This is a genomic window from Pedococcus sp. NPDC057267, assembly GCF_042668795.1.
Lineage (GTDB): Bacteria > Actinomycetota > Actinomycetes > Actinomycetales > Dermatophilaceae > Pedococcus.
In genome coordinates, this window is sequence record NZ_JBHUYG010000044.1 from 15168 (window position 1) to 34060 (window position 18893).

Here is an 18893-nt window from a genome sequence, read left to right on the forward strand (position 1 = left end):
TGGCGGGGGCGACGCCCGGCCGACGCGGTGGCTCACGGCGACCGCTCACGGCGACCGCTCACGGAGGCGGCTCACGGAGGCGCGGCCGCCCAGGGCGTGTAGGTCAGCAGCGTGCAGGTGAACCAGAACATCCCGAGCACGAGGACGACGGCCACGACACCGACCCGGCGGCGCCAGTGCGGGACGATCCGCGCCCCGGTCGAGGTGCGCATCGCGACCGACGCGACGAGCGCGGCGATCGGGAAGTCGAGCAGCAGGAAGCGCCACATGCTCGTGATGGGGCGCACGACCGCCAGCAGGTAGAGCGGGTAGGCCAGCGCCCACACCCGCAGCTCGACCGCCAGCCAGCGCCCGTGCCGCCCCAGGATGAGCGCGATGTAGGTCGCGACGAGCGAGACGAGCACCAGCACGCCGTACAGGCCGTGCGCGTCCCAGGCCCACGCCAGCCAGAGCACGAAGGGGCCGGACTCCGGCCTCTGCCCCCAGGCCGCCTGCACGTCGAAGAACGCGGTCGGCAGCCCGCTCACGAGGCCGACCAGCACCGGCCAGGACAGTGAGGAGACGGCGGTCGCGGCGATCATCAGCCCTGCCGTCACCCGTTGGCCGGCGAGCGGCGCCACCCCGGCCGCGCGGTCCTCGCGCCACCGCAGCACGAGGTGGGCCAGCACCGCGCAGGCGATGGCCGGCGCCACCGCGCGGGTGAAGCCGAGGACGACCGCGAGCGCCGCCACCCACGCGTACCGGCGCTGCATCAGCAGCAGCAGCGACGCCGCGATGAGCACGGCCGCCACGGCCTCGGTGTACGGCATGAGGAGCACGCCGGTCGCCGGGTACAGGCACCACAGCGACGCCGCCGTGAGGGCGAGGCGCTCGCGGGCGGGCTGGGGCGAGGCGTGCAGGGCAAAGTGGAAGCAGCGCCACACGAGCAGGGTGGCCGCGGCGCCGAGCAGCAGGTTCAGCGTGACGGCGGCACCGAGGAACGGCAGGCCCGTGAGCATGAGGCCGCGCACGAGGAACGGGAAGACCGGGTAGAACGCCCACTCGCTGTACGTCAGCAGCCCCGTGTCGGGGTCGGCAGGCAGCGGTACGGGGTAGCCGGTCTGCGCGATCCGGCGGTACCAGACGCCGTCCCAGCCACCGAGGATGTCGGCGACGTTGGGGTCGACGTGCCCGACCCCGGCGGGTGTCTGGAACCAGACGGCGGCCACGCCCATGGCGGCCACGACGAGGACGCGCGACGCGGCATACACGACCAGCAGGTAGGCGACCGGGTGGCGCAGGGCCTGCTGCGCCACGGCGCTGCGCCCAGCGGACGTCCGCAGTGCAGTCAGGCCGGCCGCGCTCACGGCGGGTAGTCCGAGGGCGGGTGGAAGACGAGGAGCTTCCAGATCCAGGCGACCTGGCCCACGACGCCGAGGGCGACCAGCACCCCGGCCCGCGTCCACAGCCACCGGGCGCCGCGCTCGACCCAGCCGCCGCCGAGCATCACGGTCACGAGGGGGAAGAGCGGGAGCGCGTAGCGGAAGATGCTCGTGAACGGGTCGAGGACGAACGCGAGGTATGCCGGGTACGCCAGGCACCACGTGCGCAGCTCGGGTCCCAGCGCCGTCGCCCACGGCCCGAGGGTGAGGACGACGATGGCCGTCACGAGGGCCGCGAGAGCGACGGGTCCGTAGACCGCGGCACCGTGGAAGTCACGGAACGCCCACTGCGACATGCCCAGCCAGGGCTTGAGCGGCTCGATGACGTGCCCGACACGCCAGGCCGCCATGGTGTCCGTGTAGGCCGTGCGCACGCCGGTCACGTGCCACGCGACGAGCGGCCAGACGACCGCCGCGAGCCCGCTGCAGGCGAGGGCGAAGGCGCCCGCGGCGTACTCCCCCGCCCCGACCGGCTCACGCCGGCGCCCGCGCCAGCGCACGAACAGCGCCACGGCGACCACGGCCACGACCGGTGCTGCGATCGGCCGGGTGAGGCCGAGCACCAGGGCCGCCACCCCCGCGCCGGCCCACTGCCGGCGCACGACCGCCCACAGGAGCAGGCACAGGACGAGCATGGCCATGGACTCGGTGTAGGCCAGCTGCAGCGACACCGCCGCCGGGAAGGCCGCCCACACCGCGACCGTCGCCAGGGCCACGGGCCGGCCGACCTTCTCGGCGAGCAGGACGGCCATCACGAGCGAGGCGCCGAGCCCGCAGACGAGCGCGACCGTGGAGGCCACGAGCGGGAAGCCCAACCCGGTGAGGTCCATCAGCGCCCGGGACACCAGCGGGAAGAGCGGGTAGAAGGCCCAGGCGTTCTGCGCGACCTGGCCATCGGGCAGGCGCGGGAGGACGTGCGGGTAGCCGACCTCGGCCACGCGCCGGTACCAGCTGCCGTCCCACAGCACCGTCATGTCCAGGGGCTCGACCGTGGGGCCGGTCCAGTCCATCATCACCGGCTGGCGGTGCGAGGCGATGACGAGCAGCACCCAGCTGACCGCCCTCAGGACGAGGTAGACGAGGCCTGCGCGCCAGAGCAGGGCGCGCACCGGGGACCGGCTCACTCCGGCCCGCCGGCCCGGTGGCACCCAAGGAGGTGGTCGTCCACGAGCCCGCAGGCCTGCATCGCGGCATACATCGTCGTCGGTCCGACGAAGACGAAGCCGGCCTTCTTCAGCGACTTGGCGAGGGCGAGGCTCTCGGGCGAGGTGGCGCGCAGCTCGGCGGTGCTGCGCGGCGGGGTGTGCCGCTTCGGCCGGTGCGACCAGACGAGGTCGTCGAGGCCGCCCTGCTCACGCAGCCCCAGGACGGCGCGGGCGTTGGCGATCGCGGCGTCGACCTTGAGCCGGTTGCGCACGATGCCGGCGTCGGCCATGAGGCGCTCGCGGTCGGTGTCGTCGAAGGCAGCGACGGCCTCGGGGTCGAAGCCGGCGAACGCGGCCCGGAACCGCTCACGCTTGCGCAGGATGGTGATCCACGCGAGCCCGGACTGGAACGCCTCGAGGGTGATCCGCTCGTAGAGCGCCCTCTCGCCGTGGACCGGCACACCCCACTCGCGGTCGTGGTACTCGAGGTAGTCGGGGCTCGAGCCGGCCCAGGCGCACCGCGTCAGGCCGTCCGCGCCGACGACGACTCCGCTCACCGGCGCGCCTCCGCGGCGCGCTCCAGCATCGCGGCGATGGCCCGCCCGTAGAGCCACTCGCTGCCCCTCGCCACGAGCGGGTCGAACAGCCGCTTGGCGGGCAGGGGGCGGACGACGGCGTCCTCGCGCCAGTCCAGGCGGGTGCCGTCGCCGTCGGGCGCCACGGTCACGTCGGCCCACCCGCCGAGCAGGCGGCCGGTCTTGACGACGCGGAACCGGCCGGCGCCGCCGGTCGGCGGCTCCCAGACGGTGACGAGCATCGAGTCGCGGAAGGCCAGCGGCCCGAGGCCGCTGATGCCCGCGAACCCCCAGCCGGGGGTCGGCTGCCCGGCGTCGAGCCGCATCCGGGTCAGCGGCATCCAGTCGGCGTATGCCGCGAAGTCGGTGACCGCCGACCAGACGGCCTCCGGGCTCGCCGGGGAGTGACGGGTCAGGTGGAAGCGGGCCATGGGTTCAGCCGTCGGCGCGGGGCGTCGGCGCGGCGACGTCGCGCGGGTCCTGCGCGGCCTCGAGCTCGCTGATGCGGGCCTGGAGCTGGTCGAGCACCGCGTCGACCTGGTCCATGCGGTAGCCCCGCAGCGCCGTGTCGAACCGCACGGTCGAGACCTCGCTGGCCGGGAAGTGCTCGGAGAGAACCGGGTCGGCCTGTGTCGTCGTCGCCGGAGCCATCGGGTCGTACCCGATCCGACCGGTCACGAGGGCGGCGAAGCCACCCACGAGCAGCACCGCGACGACGATGAAGAAGACCCAGACCACGCGCCCGATCGTCGCACGTCCGGCTGGGAGGGACCTAGTCAGCCCGCCGATCCGGCCTCGGGGACGTCGGCCGTGGTGACCGCCGCGCGGGTCAGCATCTCGACCACGTGGGGCACGTCCTCGGGCGCGAGCCGGACCGTCGCCCTGCAGGTGGAGTCCTGCCAGATCGACAGCACGACTCGGCCGCTGGCCGGGTGGCCGGAGATCCGCAGCGTGCGGCCTGCGACGTCGCGGCCGAGCACGACGTCGCCCAGGCGCGGCAGCGGCGACACGGTCATCGACCCATTCTCGTGGCGGCCGGGGCGGCGCGTCCATCCCCCGGTCGCCTGACCCCGGGACGTCGGCGGCCCGGCTACTCGGGCCGCTTGGCCGCCACCTGCTCGTCGGCCTCGATGATGATCCGGACTGCCTCGTCGACGTCGTCGGTCAGGTGCAGCAGGTCCACGTCCCTGGGGCTGACCGTGCCGGCGTCGAGGACGGTGCCGCGCAGCCAGTCGAACAGCCCGCCCCAGTAGCCCGTGCCCATGAGCACGATCGGGAACGACGTGACCTTCTGCGTCTGGACCAGCGTCACCGCCTCGAACAGCTCGTCCAGCGTGCCGAACCCGCCCGGCAGCACGACGAAGCCACGGGCGTACTTCACGAACATCGTCTTGCGGGCGAAGAAGTACCGGAAGTTGACGCCGAGGTTCACGTGCTCGTTGAGCCCCTGCTCGAACGGCAGCTCGATGCCGAGCCCGACCGACGCGCCACCCGCCTCGTGGGCGCCCTTGTTGGCCGCCTCCATGGCGCCCGGCCCGCCGCCGGTGATCACGGCATACCCGGCCTCGGCGAGGCGGCGACCGACCTCGGACCCGAGCTCGTAGAACTCGGTCCCCGGCTTCGTGCGCGCGGACCCGAAGACGGACACCGCCGGCCCGAGCTCGGCCAGCGCGCCGAACCCCTCGACGAACTCGCTCTGGATCCGCAGCACCCGCCACGGGTCGGTGTGCACCCAGTCGGTCGGTCCGCGCGAGTCCAGCAGCCGCTGGTCGGTCGTGGTGCCGGGGACCCGCGACCCGCGCAGCATGACCGGCCCCGTGCGGTACTCGACGTCCCACTCGGTGGCGCCGGCGGTCTGCCCCCGGTCGTCCTGGGTGTGGCTCAGGTCCTCGTGGTCGCTCACGCGCCCAACCTAGGCCACCACAGGCTGCGAGCCGGGAAACTGCGCCCTGCCCGCTAGGGTCGCGCGGGTGGACAGCACCCTGCAGGACAGCACCCGCCGGCGACTGCGCGCGATCGCGCTGGAGCGACAGCGGACCGGGCGTGTCCCGGGCCTCGTGGCCGCGGTGGTGCGTCGCGGCGGGCTGCTGTGGACCGACGGCATCGGGACCGTCGACGTCTCGGCGCCGCGGGTGCCCGGTCCCGACGACCAGTTCCTCGTGGCCTCCAACACCAAGACGTTCACGGCCGTGCTCGTCATGGCGCTGCGTGACGAGGGACGGCTCGACCTCGACGACCGGCTCGACGAGCACCTCCCGGGCGTGACCCAGCGGGCGACGGTGCGGCAGGCGCTGGCCCACGCCACGGGGCTGGCCCGCGAGCCGCTCGGCGACATCTGGGAGACGCTCGAGCAGCCCGACCTCGGGACGCTCATGGCCGACTTCGACGCCATCGAGCGCGTGGGCCGCCCCCACGACCGGTGGCACTACTCCAACGTCGTGTATGCCGTGCTCGGTGAGCTCGTCGCGCGGCTCGACGGCCGCCCGTGGGAGGAGTCGCTGCGCGCCCGGATCCTCGAGCCGCTCGGGATGACGCGCACGACGGTCGGCTTCGACGGCGGCCCGCGGGCGACGGGGTACCACCTGTCCCCCTTCCACGACGTCCCTCAGGTCGAGCCCGTCGTGGACCTGAGGGCGATGGCGCCCTGCGGCGCCCTGGCGAGCACGGTGGACGACCTGGCGCGCTGGAGCGGCTTCGTCGCCGACCCGGACCCGGCGGTGCTGTCCCCCGACACCCTCGAGGAGATGACCCAGCCGCAGCTCATGACCGACCCCGACGGCTGGACCAGCGCGATGGGGCTCGGCTTCTTCCTCGTCCGCTCGCCGCAGGGCCGCACCTGGGTCGGCCACACCGGCGGTATGCCGGGTCAGGTCAGTGGGGTCTTCACCCACCGCGAGAGCGGCACCGGGGGCATCGTGCTGATGAACAGGTCGTCCTCCCCGGACCCGACCGCCTTCGCCCTGGCACTCGGCGACCACGTCGTGGACCACGACCCCGCCGAGGAGCCGGCGTGGCAGCCCGGGACGTCGGTGCCCGAGCACCTCGTGCCGCTGCTGGGTCGCTGGTTCTCCGAGGGCAGCGGCTACACCTTCAGCGTGCGGGAGGGCCGGCTCGAGGCGCGGGCGGACGCCGCGCCGGCGGACCGCGCGCCGTCGGTCTTCGAGCGCCTCGACCAGGACACCTACCGCACCGTCTCCGGGCGCGAGCGCGGCGAGCTGCTGCGGGTCACCCGCGGGCCGGACGGCGCGGTGCTCAAGCTGAACTGGGCGACGTACCTCGTCTCCCGCGAGCCGCTGGCCTTCGGCGAGCAGCCCTCGCGGTAGCCACGCCCGCCCGCCTGCGGCAGGGACGCCGGGCCACCGGTGAGGCGGGGACGCCAGCCCGCCGGTGAGGCGGGCAGGCTCGACGAGGCGAGCAGGCTCGAGGAGGCGAGCAGGCTCGGGGTCAGGCGAGCCAGCGCAGCAGCGCGGCCTCCGCGGACTCGAGCTGGGCGACCGGCACCCGCTCCTCGTCGTGGTGCGCGAGGTTGGGGTCGCCCGGGCCGAAGTTGACCGCCGGGACACCCATGGCGGCGAACCGCGCCACGTCGGTCCAGCCCTGCTTGGCCACGACGTCGACGCCCAGGGCGTCGACGAACGCCCGGGCGGCCGGCCGGTTCAGGCCGGGTCGCGCCCCGCCCGCGTTGTCGACGATGGTGACGACGAAGTCGCTGAAGAGCTGGTGGACCACCGCGGCGGCCTCGTCCTCGGACTTGTCCGGTGCATACCGGTAGTTGACGGTGACCACGCACCGGTCCGGGATGACGTTGCCGGCGATGCCACCGGCGATGCCGACGGCGTTCATCGCCTCGCGGTACTCCAGGCCGTCCACCTCGACCGTCTCCGGCTGGTAGGCCACGAGCCGCGCGAGCACCTCGGCCGCGTCGTGGATCGCGTTGTGGCCGTTCCACGGACGGGCGCTGTGGGCGGCGATGCCCTTGGTGACGACCTCCGCCCGCAGGGTCCCCTTGCAACCGCCCTCGACGATCGACCCGGTCGGCTCGAGCAGCACGGCGAAGTCGGCGTCCTCGATGAGGTCGGGGCGCTGCTGGTGGATGTGCAGGAGGCCGTTGTACTGGCTGTCGATCTCCTCGCCCTCGTAGAACACGAAGGTCAGGTCCCGGGACGGCTCTGCGACCAGGGCCGCCTTGAGCTGCACGGCCACGCCGCCCTTCATGTCGACCGTCCCGCGGCCCCACAGCTCCTCGCCGCGGCGCTGGGTGGGCAGGTTCACCGGCTCCGTCGTCAACGGCACGGTGTCGATGTGCCCCGCCAGGACGACCCGCTCGGAGCGGCCCAGGCCGGTGCGGGCCACCAGGGTGTTGCCGATGCGCGTCGTCGTCAGGTGGCCCAGGGGTGCGAGCGCCGCCTCGATGGCGTCGCAGACGGTCGCCTCGTCGAGGCTGACCGACTCGATGTCGCACAGCGCCGCGGTGAGCGTGACGACATCCGCGGACAGGTCGAGGACGGCGGCGGTGGCCGCGTCCCCGGAGGTGCTCTGGGGGCTGGTCGACATGCCCGCCACCCTAGTGGGGCTGCGGATTCACGGAGCGCGCCGCACCTCTCGTACCCTTGGTCGCCATGAGCAGCGAGCGCACCGCCTGGGGACACGGCCTGGCCACGATCCACGACGACGGAGCCGTGCTCGACGCATGGTTCCCGCAGCCCGCACTCGGCGCGCGCCCCGACGACGCCACCGTGCCGCAGGAGCTCGAGGCGCTCGTCGGCAAGGACGACGTGCGCCGCGTGCGCCGCGAGGTCGTCACCGTCGAGGTCGACCTCGACCGGGCTCCGGCCGACCCGTGCGACGCCTACCTGCGGCTGCACCTGCTCTCGCACTGCCTCGTGGAGCCCAACACGGTCAACCTGGACGGACTGTTCGGCGTGCTCACCAACGTCGTGTGGACCACGCAGGGGCCGTGCGCCGTCGACGGCTTCGAGCTCACCCGCGCCGCGATGCGGGCGCGCGGCCCCGTGCAGGTGCTGGGCGTCGACAAGTTCCCCCGCATGGTCGACTACGTCGTCCCTGCCGGGGTCCGCATCGGCGACGCCGACCGCGTGCGCCTGGGCGCGCACCTCGCGCCGGGCACCACCGTGATGCACGAGGGCTTCGTCAACTTCAACGCCGGCACGCTCGGCCACTCCATGGTCGAGGGCCGCATCTCCCAGGGGGTCGTCGTCGGCGACGGCTCCGACATCGGCGGTGGCGCGTCCACCATGGGGACACTGTCCGGGGGCGGCACCGAGCGCGTGCGCATCGGCGAGCGCTGCCTGCTCGGGGCGGAGTCGGGCCTGGGCATCGCGCTCGGCGACGACTGTGTCGTCGAGGCCGGCCTCTACCTCACCGCGGGCACCAAGGTCACCCTGGTCGACGGGCGCGTGGTCAAGGCGCGTGAGCTCTCCGGCCAGGACAACCTGCTGTTCCGACGCAACTCGGTCACCGGCACCGTCGAGGCGCTCGCCCGGGACGGGCACGGCATCGTGCTCAACTCCGCGCTCCACGCCAACGACTAGGCATGTCCACGACCAGGGGACGAGTCCCCCTCGCCGAGCAGCACCGCCCACGCCGGGGGGTGCGTCGCCTCCTGACCCGGTTGGTGCTGTTGGCCTTCGTCGTGGCCGTCGTGGGCGCCGGTGTCATCGGCATCCGCGGTCTGCTGAACAGCTTCGGTGGGCCCGAGTGCCGCGCCACGGCGCTGGGCAAGAGCGTCACCTTCGACCCCAGCCAGACGGCATACGCGGCGACGATCGACGCGGTGGCGGAGAAGCGGGGGCTGCCCGCCCGTGCGGCGACGATCGCCATCGCCACGGCCATCCAGGAGTCCAAGCTGCGCAACCTCGCCTACGGCGACCGTGACTCCGTGGGGCTGTTCCAGCAGCGGCCGAGCCAGGGCTGGGGCACCGAGAAGCAGATCCTCGACCCGGTCTACGCGACGAACAAGTTCTACGACGCGCTCGTCAAGATCGACGGCTACGAGCAGATGCGCATCACCGAGATCGCGCAGAAGGTGCAGAAGAGCGCCTACCCCGAGGCGTACGCCGAGCACGAGCAGGAGGGACGGCTGCTGGCCTCCACCCTCTCGGGCCACTCCCCGGGCGGTCTCGGCTGCCGCCTCAAGGACGCCACCGACGGCCGGCCCACGGGCCTGCGCAGCGCGCTGGCCGACGAGCTCGGGGTCACCTCGACGGTCAAGGGCACCACCCTCACCGCGCGCGCCGGCTCCGAGCGGCTCGCGTGGAGCACCGGGGCGTATGCCGTGGCCAAGGCCGAGCAGTTCGGCGCGACCTCGGTGACCGTCGGGTCCCGGACGTGGACCCGGACGACGGGCTCCGACGGCTGGAGCTGGCAGGCGGCGCGCACGCCGGTCGGCGCGGACACGGTCGTCGTCCGGTTCGCCGGGGCAGGCTGAGCCCTCGCGGTCGGTCGGCCCGCTGCCGGTCCGGCCCCCGCGACACGACGACGCCCCGGCCGGGGGCCGGGGGCGTCGGGGTGGCCGCGTCGGGGCGGCCGGTGTGCTCGTCGCGTCAGCGGTCCGCCATGCCGACGTAGTCGCGCTCGGTGTGGCCGGTGTAGATCTGGCGCGGGCGGCCGATCTTGGTCTGCGGGTCCTCGATCATCTCGCGCCACTGGGCGATCCAGCCCGGCAGGCGGCCGAGGGCGAACAGCACGGTGAACATGCGGGTCGGGAAGCCCATCGACTTGTAGATGAGGCCGGTGTAGAAGTCGACGTTCGGGTAGAGCTTGCGCTCCACGAAGTAGTCGTCCTCCAGCGCGCGCTGCTCGAGCTGGAGCGCGATGTCGAGCAGCGGGTCCTGCACGCCACCCTTGTTGAGGATCGTGTCGGCGGTCTTCTTGATGATCGCGGCGCGCGGGTCGTAGTTCTTGTAGACCCGGTGGCCGAAGCCCATCAGCTTGACGCCGTCCTCCTTGTTCTTCACCTTCTTCACGAACGTGTCGACGTCGCCGCCGTTCTCGTGGATCGAGCTGAGCATCTCCAGGACGGCCTGGTTGGCGCCGCCGTGGAGCGGGCCGAACAGTGCGTTGATGCCGGCCGAGACCGAGGCGAAGAGGTTGGCCTGCGAGGAGCCGACGAGCCGGACCGTCGAGGTGGAGCAGTTCTGCTCGTGGTCGGCGTGCAGGATGAGGAGCAGGTCGAGCGCCTTGACCATGTCCTCGTCGAGGTCGTACGGCTCGGCCGGGAAGCCGAACGTCATGCGCAGGAAGTTCTCCGGCAGGGTCAGCGAGTTGTCCGGGTACAGGAACGGCTGGCCGACGGACTTCTTGTACGCGTACGCCGCGATCGTCGGGAGCTTGGCCATGAGGCGGACGGTCGAGATCTCGACCTGCTCCTTGTCGAACGGGTCGAGGCTGTCCTGGTAGAAGGTCGACAGCGCCGAGACCGCGGAGGACAGCACCGGCATCGGGTGCGCGTCGCGCGGGAAGCCGTTGAAGAAGGCTCGCAGGTCCTCGTGCAGCAGGGTGTGGCGGCGGATCTTGGAGTCGAAGTCCTCGAGCTGCTGCTGGGTGGGCAGCTCGCCGTAGATGAGGAGGTAGGACACCTCGAGGTAGCTCGACTTCTCGGCGAGCTGCTCGATCGGGTAGCCGCGGTAGCGCAGGATCCCCGCGTCGCCGTCGATGTACGTGATCGCGCTGCTGCACGAGGCGGTGTTGACGAAACCGGTGTCGAGGGTGACGTTGCCGGTCTCCTTGAGCAGCTTGGAGACGTCGTAGCCGTTGTTGCCCTCGGTCGCCTTCACCAGGCCGAGCTCGAGGGTCTTCCCGCCGGCCGTCAGGGTGGCGCCAGCCGTTGCGTCAGTCATGTGTGTGTCCCATCTTCCACGAGTGTGTGCGGGCACCCGTCGGGTTCGCGTCAGGGCGCTCGTCGCGCACTGCGACGCTACCCCAACCGTGCTCGCGCCCGGGAATCGGGCTGGTCAGGCCCCGAGGCGCCTGACGGCCTCGGCGATGCGCTCGTCGGACGCCGTCAGGGCGATCCGGACGTGCTCGCGGCCGTGGTGGCCGTAGAAGGTCCCGGGCGCGACGAGGATCCCCCGGTCGGCCAGGGCGGCCACCGTCGCCCACGCGTCCTCGCCGCGGGTCGACCACAGGTAGAGGCCCGCCTCGGAGTGGTCGACCCGCAGGCCGAAGCCCTCGACGGCCGACCGCAGCGCCTGCCGGCGTGCGGCGTACCGGGCCTTCTGCACGGCCACGTGCTCGTCGTCGCCGAGGGCTGCCGTCAGCGCCACCTGGACGGGCCACGGCACGATCATCCCGGCGTGCTTGCGCACCTCCAGCAGCTGCCGCACCAGCGCGACGTCGCCGGCGACGAAGGCGGCGCGGTAGCCCGCGAGGTTGGACTGCTTGCTCAGCGAGTACACCGCGAGGAGGCCCTCGTGCGAGCCACCGGTGACGCGGGGGTCGAGGATCGACGGCGTGGTCGGCCCCTCCGAGCCCTCGCGCCAGTCCAGCTCGGCGTAGCACTCGTCGCTCGCGACCACGACGCCGTGCTGCCGCGCCCACGCGACGACCTTGGCGAGGTGCTCGACGCCGAGGACCTTGCCCGTGGGGTTGCTGGGGGTGTTGAGCCACAACAGCTTCGGCGTCGTGGCAGGAGTCAGGGGCCCGAGGGCGGCGAGCCCGTCGACCACGGTCGGCGTCGCACCTGCGAGCCGGGCCCCGACGTCGTACGTCGGGTAGGCCACCGAGGGGAAGCCCACGAGGTCACCGGGCCCCAGGCCGAGCAGGGTCGGCAGCCAGGCCACCAGCTCCTTGCTGCCCACGGTCGGCAGGACCCCGTCGGGGTCGAGGTCGGGCACCCCGCGCCGTCGGGCGAACCAGCCGGCGACCGCCTCGCGCAGGGCAGGCGTGCCGTAGGTCTGCGGGTACCCGGGCGCGTCAGCGGCCGAGCGAAGTGCCTCCTGGACGACCTCCGGGGTGGGGTCGACCGGCGTGCCGACGGACAGGTCGACGATGCCCCCGGGCACGGCACTCGCCCGCTCCTTGTACGGAGCGAGCGAGTCCCAGGGGAAGTCGGGGAGGACGCGTGAGGTCACGCGCTGGCCTCCGCGCTCACTCGTCGTGCGACTGCGGGGGCAGGTCGGCGATGAGCGGGTGGTCCTTGTTGATGACGCCGAGCTTGGCCGCGCCACCCGGGCTGCCCAGGTCGTCGAAGAACTCGACGTTCGCCTTGTAGTAGTCGGCCCACTGCTCCGGGACGTCGTCCTCGTAGTAGATCGCCTCGACCGGGCAGACCGGCTCGCACGCACCGCAGTCGACGCACTCGTCCGGGTGGATGTACAGCGAGCGCTCGCCCTCGTAGATGCAGTCGACGGGACATTCCTCGATGCAGGCCTTGTCCTTGAGGTCCACACAAGGCTGGGCGATCACGTACGTCATGCCGCACATACTATGCGGCGTGTGTCAGGCGATGTCGGCAACCTCCACGTCGGGTCCCGGGTGGTCGTCCGGTGGCGCCTCGACGCACCCGATGCCGCCACCGGGGCGACGCTGACCGACTCCGTCGGCACGCTCGTGGAGCTCACCGGTGAGGCGCTGGTCGTGGAGACCGGGCGTGGACCGGTGCGGGTGCCCCGGGACCGGGTCACGGCCGCCAAGGTGGTGCCGCCCCGCCCCTCCCGCCGCGGCGCCGCCCACCTCGCCGTCTCTGTCGACGACCTCCAGCGGGTCATGGCCCCCGCGTGGGGCGCCCTCGAGCGCGACCGGCTCGGCGAGTGGGAGCTGCGGGCGTCGCAGGGGTTCACCCAGCGGGGCAACTCGGTGGTGCCGGTGGGCGACCCGGGCATGCCCCTCGAGCGGGCGGTGGACCAGGTGGAGGCCTGGTATGCCGCGCGCGGCCTGCCCGCCAGGCTCGCCCTGGCAGGTCCCGAGGGCTTCCGTCCCGGCGACGACCCGCTCGGCGCCCTGCTGCTGGCGCGCGGGTACACCGAGGGCAGCCGGACGCTCGTGCTGACCGCCTCCACCGAGCGGGTCGCCGCGGCCGACCCCGGCGGCCCGGACGTGCTGGTGTCGCCGCAGGCGCCGCCGGAGTGGTTGGCGACCTACCTCACCACCCGCTCGACCGTCCCCGGCGTCAGCGAGCGCGTGGTCACCGGCAGCCCGGAGCACCTGTTCGCCCAGGTCCGACCCGGTGGCGGGCTGTCGCAGAAGCTCGGGCTGCGGGATGCCGATGCCGCCGGGACCACCCCGATCGCGTTGGGCCGCCTGGGGATCGCCCACGGCTGGGCCGGGCTCGGCGCGGTCTGGACCGACCCGGCATACCGGGGTCGCGGCCTCGCCGCCCACCTCACGGCCCAGCTGGCCGCGGCGGCCCGCGCCCGCGGCCTGCACCTGGTGCACCTGCAGGTCGAGCACGACAACGCCACGGCGATCCGGCTCTACCGGCGGCTCGGCTTCGACACCCACTCGAGCTACGTGTACCTCACCCAGCCGCGATAACGGGTGGCGCGAGCGGCACGTTGCCGCAAGGCTGCCGTCCATGGTGAGCCGGATCATGCACACGTCCGTCGACAGCCGGGACGCCCACGCCCAGTCCGTCTGGTGGGGCCAGGTCCTGGGCTTCTCCGAGGACCCGCAGGACCCGAACCTGCCCGGGCACGAGGAGTGCATGATCCTCTCCCCCGACGGCCGCACGCGGGTGCTGTTCATCGAGGTGCCCGAGGGCAAGACCGTGAAGAACCGGCTCCACTTCGACCTCTACCCCCAGGACGTCACCCGCGACCAGGAGGTCGAGCGGCTGCTGGGCATGGGGGCGACCATGCACCAGGACCTGCGCACGGACGACGGCGCGGGCTGGGCCACCCTGCTCGACCCGGAGGGCAACGAGTTCTGCGTGCTGCGCAGCGTCTCCGAGCGGCCGGACCCCTACGCGCACCTCGTGCGCGACTGAAGGGGCCGCCTCAGCCGGCCTTCGGGTTGGTGCAGCGCACGTCGTCCTCCGGGATGTAGTGGGTGTCGAACGTCGACGTCTTCACCTGCTTGCCGTCCTTGAGGAAGATGCGCGTGACGGTCACGTCGAACCCGGGGGTCGGTGTCTGCGGCACGCACGACGGCCGGTCGTCGGTGATGGTCCTGGGCTGGACGACGTTGCGGCGCGGACCCTTGACCGCCTTGATGTCCCACACCTTGGTGCCGTGGAACGTCACGGTGACCGAGTTCCCGGAGACACCCGCCTGGATGAGGATGCCGTAGCCGGTGTCGTTGGTGAACCGGTTGTCGACGTCGGGCCAGGAGATCGTCGCCTCACGGCCCTCGGGGTAGCGCGAGATGTAGAAGGAGTGCGGGTGGTGCTCCTCGATCCGGGCGCCGGAGAAGAAGACGGCGTTGAACAGCGTCGTCGAGAGCTGGGAGATCCCGCCGCCGTAGTCCACGGTGAGCCGGCCGTCGACGATGACCGGTGCGGGGTTGTAGCCCTTGGCGGCGGTGCGCTGCCCGAGGAGGGCGTTGAGGCTGAAGGTCTGGCCCGGCGCCACGTAGGTGCCGTTGAGGGTTCGGGCCGCGATGGTGATGTTCTCGGTGCGCGGCGGGTTGAACGGGAACTGCGTCGAGAACGTCGAGATGACCTCGCGCGGCTTGATCTTCTCCGCCTCGGCGGTCGTCAGCTCCGGCTGGACGACCTTGGCGGAGACCGTGGCGGTGCGGCCGGGAGCCGTCAGCGCCGCGACGAAGGCGCTCCTGACCGAGGTGTCGTCGAGCGTGGAGCCGACGACTGCCGGCTGGACGACGGGCGTGGTCCCCGCGAACGTGATCTTCGCATCGCGCGCGGGCTTCTCCAGCCCCGCTGCCGCGGCGGCCTTGCGGACAGCGGCGACCAGCTTGGCCCCGTCCACCTGGGGCGAGAGCCGGCCGGAATCGTCCGCCGTGACCGCGAGAGCGGGGGCGTATGCCGCGGGCTCGACCGGGAAGCGCTTGGAACCGACGACGACGGTCACCGGCGCGGAGACCGCGGGGGTCGCGAACTCCCGGTCGGCGCGCTCGAGCTCGTCGACGGACACCTTCGGGTCGACGGTGTCGAGCACGGCGGTGACCGGTGTCGTCGCTGGCCAGCGCGCAGCGACCGCGTCTGCCGTCCGGCCCACGTCGACGGTCCGGCCCTGTGCCGGCTGGACGACGGCGACCTTGCCGCCCGGGAAGGTGATGCCGCCCTCGACGACGGGGGTGTCGAGGGCCTTCGCCGCACTCCGGACGGCGGCCTCCAGCCTGCCGCGGTCGACCGCGACGGCGAGCTTCTGGTCGCCCCCGCCGGACAGGTGCGCCCACAGGTCGGCGGGCTTGAGCGAGAACCCGGTCAGTCCGTCGACGGTGCCGGGCAGGTCGAGGCGCAACCCGGCGTCGGCCGGGCTCAGCTCCTGCTTCGCGTCGCCCGCCACGAGGACGACCTCCTGGTCGCGACGGTCGGCCAGCGCCCGGTCGAGGGTGCGCTCGGCCGACACCGGGCTCATGCCGCCGATCGGGACGCCCGCCACCGAGGTGTTGGCCGGGACGTGGCGGCCGAGGAAGTACGCGAGGCCGACGTAGCCGGCGACGAGGACGGTGAGGGCGACCGAGGCGCGCAGGGCCGCCGAGCCGTTCTCTCTCACGGGCACTCCCCTCAGCGCAGCGGCTGGTAGCGGCTGCGGTAGTAGACCAGCGCGTCGGCCGGGTGGTCGTTGCTGGAGAGGGAGACTACTTCGCCGACCACGATGCTGTGGTCACCCGCGCGGTGCATGTCGGTCGTGCGCAGCTCGAGTGTCGCGAGGGCCCCGTCGAGCAGTGCCACGCCCGTCCCCGGTCCGCGGTGGTGGGCCACCCGGTCGAGCTGCCCGTGCAGCGGCCGGCCCTGGGTGGAGAGCCACTCGGCGGTGGGACGCTGGTCGGCGGCGAGGATGCTCACGCCCCAGACGCCGGAGTCGGCGATGGCGTCGTGGAACCGGGCGTCCACCTCGACACAGGCCAGGACGAGCAGCGGCTCCATCGACACCGAGGTGATCGCGTTGGCCGTCATGGCGTGGTCGTGCCCACCGGCGAACGTGGTGAGGACGGTGACGCCGGTCGCGAACCGGCCCATGGCCAGGCGGAAGTGGTCTGGGTCGACGGGAGTGGTCACGACGACCCATCCAACAGGCCCGCGACCCGGTCCGCGCGGCGGCCCGGGCCCGATACGGGCGCCGTGGCGAGGCGGCCCGTCGCCGGGTCGAGCCGGGCGAAGCCCTCACGGCCCGGCAGGCGTGCGGCGATGTCGTTGGACAGGGCGTAGACGTCGCCCCGTACCGTCACCTGGGTGACGTGCTGCGACAGCGCCTCCCGCTGCACGGGCAGGGCCTCGAGGTCCTGCACGACGTGGGTCACCAGGGCGTCCGGGACCACGGACGGCGGGTAGTCCCCGTCGGCCGGTGGCACGCTCCACCGACCGGTCAGCTCCGGGTGCGCGGCCAGCCACTCGCGGTCCTCGCGCGCCCACGACTGCGGCGTGAGGACGGCATACAGCAGCGGCTGCTCCCCGGCGGGCAGCGAGGCCACGGCCGCGCACGTCACGCGGTGGGTCTGGATGTGGTCGGGGTGGCCGTAGCCGCCCTGGGCGTCGTAGGTGACGACGGCGGCGGGCCGAAGGCGGCGCACGACGTCCGCCACGAGCGCCGCGGCCTCGGCGAGGTCGGCGTTGACGAACGCGGCCGGGTTGGCCGCGCTCGGCGTGCCGGCCATGCCCGAGTCGCGGTAGCGGGAGAGCGCGCCGCGGGCGGGGTCGGCGCCGAGCACCTCCCACGTCGTGCCCAGGGCGCTCATGGCACGCGCCAGCTCCCCCGCCCGGTACGGGCCGAGGACGTCGTCGTGGGCCGCGTCGAGGTGGAGCAGCTCGGGCGGGATGACCTCGCCCTCCTCGCCGAGCGTGCAGGTGAGCACGTGCACGAGGTGGCCGGCGCGCACGTGGTGCGCCATGGTCAGCCCGGTCGTCAGCGTCTCGTCGTCGGGGTGGGCGTGGACGAACAGCAGCGGGGGTCGGCTCACCGGCTGACCCCGACGTCCGCGAGGTCGACGAAGCCTCCCAGCGCCTCGTTCGCCGCGAACCCGGTGACCCGGCTGCCGGCGACGTAGAGGGAACGACGCTGCGCGAGCGCGACGAACGCGCCGCTCTGGGCCAGCGCGGCGTCCAGGCGCGCCCACGCCGCGGCCCGCTGGTCGGGGTCGTCGAGGGTGCCGATCCTGGTGATCTCGGCGTTGACCTTGTCGTCGGCGAACCGGCCGTAGTCGCGACCGCTGCTCGACGCGAGCAGGTTGAGCCGGCTGTCGAACAGCGGCGGGATGAGCGTGGAGGCCGAGGGCCAGGACGCGGCCCAGTTGGCCCAGAAGACGTCCGTCTGGTCGAGGCGGCCGGGCGCGCCGATGGCGGTGAAGTAGTCCTTCTCGACGGGCTGGAGGGTGACCTCGAAGCCGGCGTCCTCCCAGCCGTTGGTGAGCGCGGCCATCGCCTTGTCGGCGGTGGGGCTCGACCGGTACGCCACGCGGATCCGCACCGGCAGGGTCAGCCCGGCCTGCTGCAGCGCGGCCCGGGCGGCTGCCGGGTCACCGGACGGGCCGGCCCCGGTCGGGTCGGCGTCGGTGTGCCCGGGGAGCGCGGGGCCGATGAGGCTGTACGCGACGTCGGCCGCGCTCTCGCCGCCCAGCGCCGTGACGTACCCCTCCCGGCTGGTGGCCAGGGCCAGTGCCCGACGCACGCGCTGGTCGTGCATGACGCCCTTGGCGACGTTGGGGGCGAGGTAGTCCACGAACTGCGACGAGGGGTTGATCGAGCGGGCCCGCAGGCCCGAGTCCGAGAGGATGCTCTGCTGCAGGGCCGGGGGTGCCGGGTCCAGCGTGACGGTCTGCCGGTGCTCCGGGTCGTCCGCGAGGACCTGCTGCACGGCCGTCTGCGACTCGGTGCCCTCGACGTAGCGGATGGTGTCCGGGAGGCCCTTGCGGACCGGGTCGGACGCCTTGTCCCACGCGGGGTTCCGCACGAAGGTGCCCCCGGTGCTGGGGTCCCAGTCACCCTTCAGCTCGTACGGGCCGCTGGAGAACACGGCATACGTGCCGTCCTTGGGGCCCTTGTCCTGGTCCTTCTTCACCGGCGCGAAGGCGGGGGAGGTGACGACCTGGTCGAACTCGACCACCGGCGCGGCGAGGTGGAACGTGATCGTCGCGCCCTGGCAGGTGACGGCCTTGTCGAAGGCCGCCTGCGCCGTGGCGTCCTTGGCCCACGGACCCGCGTAGCCGGGGGTCCCGTCGGGCTTGCGGGGCAGGTCGAGGTAGGCCGCGGGGTAGTTCAGCCCCTCCGTGGCCATCGGCTGCGCGAACGACCGCGAGACGCCGTACTTGACGTCCTCGCACGTCACCGGGGAGCCGTCCTGCCACCGCACCCCGTCGCGCAGTCGGTAGCTCCAGACCTTGTGGTCCTTGTCCGGCGTGCCCGGCCCCGTCGCCAGGTCCCCGACGACCGAGCGCTGGGCGGCCGCGTCGCGCCCGGGTGGGAACGCCGTCAGGGTGCGCAGGAAGACGCGGCCGGCGAAGGCGATGTCCGGGGAGATCGACATCCGCTGCGGGTCCCACGTGGCGACCGGGCCGAGCGACAGCACGGTCAGCTCGCCGCGCGGGGCGGCCGCCGTGCCCTCACCGCCCGCACCCGCGCGCGGGGTGCACGCGGTCGCCAGCGCCGTGACCAGCACGAGGCCGCCCGCGAGCAG

20 protein-coding genes are annotated in these 18893 nt (G+C 73.2%); 5 read left to right on the top strand and 15 right to left on the bottom strand.

The features are described 5' to 3' along the window. Positions 1–71: 71 nt before the first annotated feature. The 7 genes from ACFUC1_RS11165 to ACFUC1_RS11195 form a co-directional block, all read right to left on the bottom strand. Positions 72–1346, bottom strand: a complete 1275-nt coding sequence (locus ACFUC1_RS11165) for a hypothetical protein (protein ID WP_379119653.1) — start codon at positions 1344–1346, stop codon at positions 72–74. Beyond that, positions 1343–2545, bottom strand: coding sequence for a hypothetical protein (locus ACFUC1_RS11170; RefSeq protein WP_379119655.1), 1203 nt, complete (start codon positions 2543–2545; stop codon positions 1343–1345). The genes ACFUC1_RS11165 and ACFUC1_RS11170 overlap by 4 nt, the downstream gene beginning before the upstream one ends. Next, entirely contained in the window at positions 2542–3123 is a 582-nt protein-coding gene (locus ACFUC1_RS11175; RefSeq protein WP_379119657.1) for a DNA-3-methyladenine glycosylase I, read from the bottom strand. The genes ACFUC1_RS11170 and ACFUC1_RS11175 overlap by 4 nt, the downstream gene beginning before the upstream one ends. Further along, entirely contained in the window at positions 3120–3572 is a 453-nt protein-coding gene (locus ACFUC1_RS11180) for an SRPBCC family protein (RefSeq protein ID WP_379119659.1), read from the bottom strand. The genes ACFUC1_RS11175 and ACFUC1_RS11180 overlap by 4 nt, the downstream gene beginning before the upstream one ends. Positions 3573–3576: 4 nt before the next feature. After that, positions 3577–3879, bottom strand: a complete 303-nt coding sequence (locus tag ACFUC1_RS11185; RefSeq protein ID WP_379119661.1) for a DivIVA domain-containing protein — start codon at positions 3877–3879, stop codon at positions 3577–3579. Positions 3880–3917: 38 nt separating this feature from the next. After that, complete coding sequence (locus ACFUC1_RS11190) at positions 3918–4157, bottom strand: hypothetical protein (RefSeq protein WP_379119663.1); 240 nt, start codon at positions 4155–4157, stop codon at positions 3918–3920. A 74-nt stretch (positions 4158–4231) separates the two neighbouring features. Further along, positions 4232–4948: a TIGR00730 family Rossman fold protein gene (locus tag ACFUC1_RS11195; RefSeq protein WP_379119695.1), complete on the bottom strand. Its 717-nt coding sequence runs from the start codon at positions 4946–4948 to the stop codon at positions 4232–4234. A gap of 163 nt (positions 4949–5111) precedes the next feature. On the opposite strand from ACFUC1_RS11195, the gene ACFUC1_RS11200 reads away from it, so the two are divergent. After that, positions 5112–6464 carry a serine hydrolase domain-containing protein gene (locus ACFUC1_RS11200; protein ID WP_379119665.1) on the top strand — a complete coding sequence of 451 codons (1353 nt, stop codon included), beginning with the start codon at positions 5112–5114 and terminating at the stop codon, positions 6462–6464. A gap of 121 nt (positions 6465–6585) precedes the next feature. Here ACFUC1_RS11200 and dapE read toward each other — a convergent pair whose 3' ends face one another. Further along, a complete protein-coding gene (gene dapE, locus ACFUC1_RS11205; RefSeq protein WP_379119667.1) occupies positions 6586–7695 on the bottom strand; it encodes a succinyl-diaminopimelate desuccinylase in 1110 nt (369 codons plus the stop codon). A 65-nt stretch (positions 7696–7760) separates the two neighbouring features. On the opposite strand from dapE, the gene dapD reads away from it, so the two are divergent. Together dapD and ACFUC1_RS11215 are read left to right on the top strand one after the other, a co-directional pair. Beyond that, positions 7761–8693 carry a 2,3,4,5-tetrahydropyridine-2,6-dicarboxylate N-succinyltransferase gene (gene dapD / locus ACFUC1_RS11210; RefSeq protein WP_379119670.1) on the top strand — a complete coding sequence of 311 codons (933 nt, stop codon included), beginning with the start codon at positions 7761–7763 and terminating at the stop codon, positions 8691–8693. 2 nt (positions 8694–8695) lie between these two features. Beyond that, positions 8696–9589: a hypothetical protein gene (locus ACFUC1_RS11215; protein ID WP_379119672.1), complete on the top strand. Its 894-nt coding sequence runs from the start codon at positions 8696–8698 to the stop codon at positions 9587–9589. Positions 9590–9704: 115 nt separating this feature from the next. Here the strand turns inward: ACFUC1_RS11215 and ACFUC1_RS11220 are convergent, their stop codons facing one another. From ACFUC1_RS11220 to fdxA, 3 genes are all read right to left on the bottom strand, one after another. Then, positions 9705–11000, bottom strand: a complete 1296-nt coding sequence (locus ACFUC1_RS11220) for a citrate synthase (protein WP_379119674.1) — start codon at positions 10998–11000, stop codon at positions 9705–9707. Positions 11001–11114: 114 nt separating this feature from the next. Then, positions 11115–12233: a succinyldiaminopimelate transaminase gene (gene dapC / locus ACFUC1_RS11225; RefSeq protein WP_379119676.1), complete on the bottom strand. Its 1119-nt coding sequence runs from the start codon at positions 12231–12233 to the stop codon at positions 11115–11117. 16 nt (positions 12234–12249) lie between these two features. Beyond that, positions 12250–12576, bottom strand: a complete 327-nt coding sequence (fdxA, locus tag ACFUC1_RS11230; protein ID WP_310154534.1) for a ferredoxin — start codon at positions 12574–12576, stop codon at positions 12250–12252. Between the two features lie 21 nt (positions 12577–12597). On the opposite strand from fdxA, the gene ACFUC1_RS11235 reads away from it, so the two are divergent. Together ACFUC1_RS11235 and ACFUC1_RS11240 are read left to right on the top strand one after the other, a co-directional pair. Further along, positions 12598–13635, top strand: a complete 1038-nt coding sequence (locus tag ACFUC1_RS11235; protein ID WP_379119679.1) for a GNAT family N-acetyltransferase — start codon at positions 12598–12600, stop codon at positions 13633–13635. A 40-nt stretch (positions 13636–13675) separates the two neighbouring features. Then, on the top strand, positions 13676–14086 hold the full coding sequence (locus ACFUC1_RS11240; protein ID WP_379119682.1) for a VOC family protein: 411 nt from the start codon (positions 13676–13678) through the stop codon (positions 14084–14086). A gap of 10 nt (positions 14087–14096) precedes the next feature. On the opposite strand, the gene ACFUC1_RS11245 is transcribed toward ACFUC1_RS11240, so the two are convergent. The 4 genes from ACFUC1_RS11245 to ACFUC1_RS11260 all read right to left on the bottom strand — a co-directional run. Then, positions 14097–15776, bottom strand: a complete 1680-nt coding sequence (locus ACFUC1_RS11245) for a VanW family protein (protein ID WP_379119684.1) — start codon at positions 15774–15776, stop codon at positions 14097–14099. Between the two features lie 11 nt (positions 15777–15787). Beyond that, positions 15788–16282: a flavin reductase family protein gene (locus tag ACFUC1_RS11250; protein ID WP_379119686.1), complete on the bottom strand. Its 495-nt coding sequence runs from the start codon at positions 16280–16282 to the stop codon at positions 15788–15790. After that, positions 16279–17181, bottom strand: coding sequence for an N-acetyl-1-D-myo-inositol-2-amino-2-deoxy-alpha-D-glucopyranoside deacetylase (mshB, locus tag ACFUC1_RS11255; RefSeq protein ID WP_379119689.1), 903 nt, complete (start codon positions 17179–17181; stop codon positions 16279–16281). The genes ACFUC1_RS11250 and mshB overlap by 4 nt, the downstream gene beginning before the upstream one ends. Further along, positions 17178–18893, bottom strand: a 1716-nt coding sequence (locus tag ACFUC1_RS11260) for an ABC transporter substrate-binding protein (protein WP_379119691.1), incomplete at its 5' end; no start/stop codon positions are given. The genes ACFUC1_RS11260 and mshB, both read right to left, overlap by 4 nt.

Bases quoted from the DNA above. Each gene is read 5' to 3' on its own strand.
- ACFUC1_RS11180 (WP_379119659.1), bottom strand. From the start codon at position 3,572: ATGGCCCGCTTCCACCTGACCCGTCACTCCCCGGCGAGCCCGGAGGCC.
- ACFUC1_RS11190 (WP_379119663.1), bottom strand. From the start codon at position 4,157: ATGACCGTGTCGCCGCTGCCGCGCCTGGGCGACGTCGTGCTCGGCCGC.
- ACFUC1_RS11195 (WP_379119695.1), bottom strand. From the start codon at position 4,948: ATGCTGCGCGGGTCGCGGGTCCCCGGCACCACGACCGACCAGCGGCTG.
- dapE (WP_379119667.1), bottom strand. From the start codon at position 7,695: ATGTCGACCAGCCCCCAGAGCACCTCCGGGGACGCGGCCACCGCCGCC.
- dapD (WP_379119670.1), top strand. From the start codon at position 7,761: ATGAGCAGCGAGCGCACCGCCTGGGGACACGGCCTGGCCACGATCCAC.
- ACFUC1_RS11215 (WP_379119672.1), top strand. From the start codon at position 8,696: ATGTCCACGACCAGGGGACGAGTCCCCCTCGCCGAGCAGCACCGCCCA.
- ACFUC1_RS11220 (WP_379119674.1), bottom strand. From the start codon at position 11,000: ATGACTGACGCAACGGCTGGCGCCACCCTGACGGCCGGCGGGAAGACC.
- fdxA (WP_310154534.1), bottom strand. From the start codon at position 12,576: ATGACGTACGTGATCGCCCAGCCTTGTGTGGACCTCAAGGACAAGGCC.
- ACFUC1_RS11240 (WP_379119682.1), top strand. From the start codon at position 13,676: ATGGTGAGCCGGATCATGCACACGTCCGTCGACAGCCGGGACGCCCAC.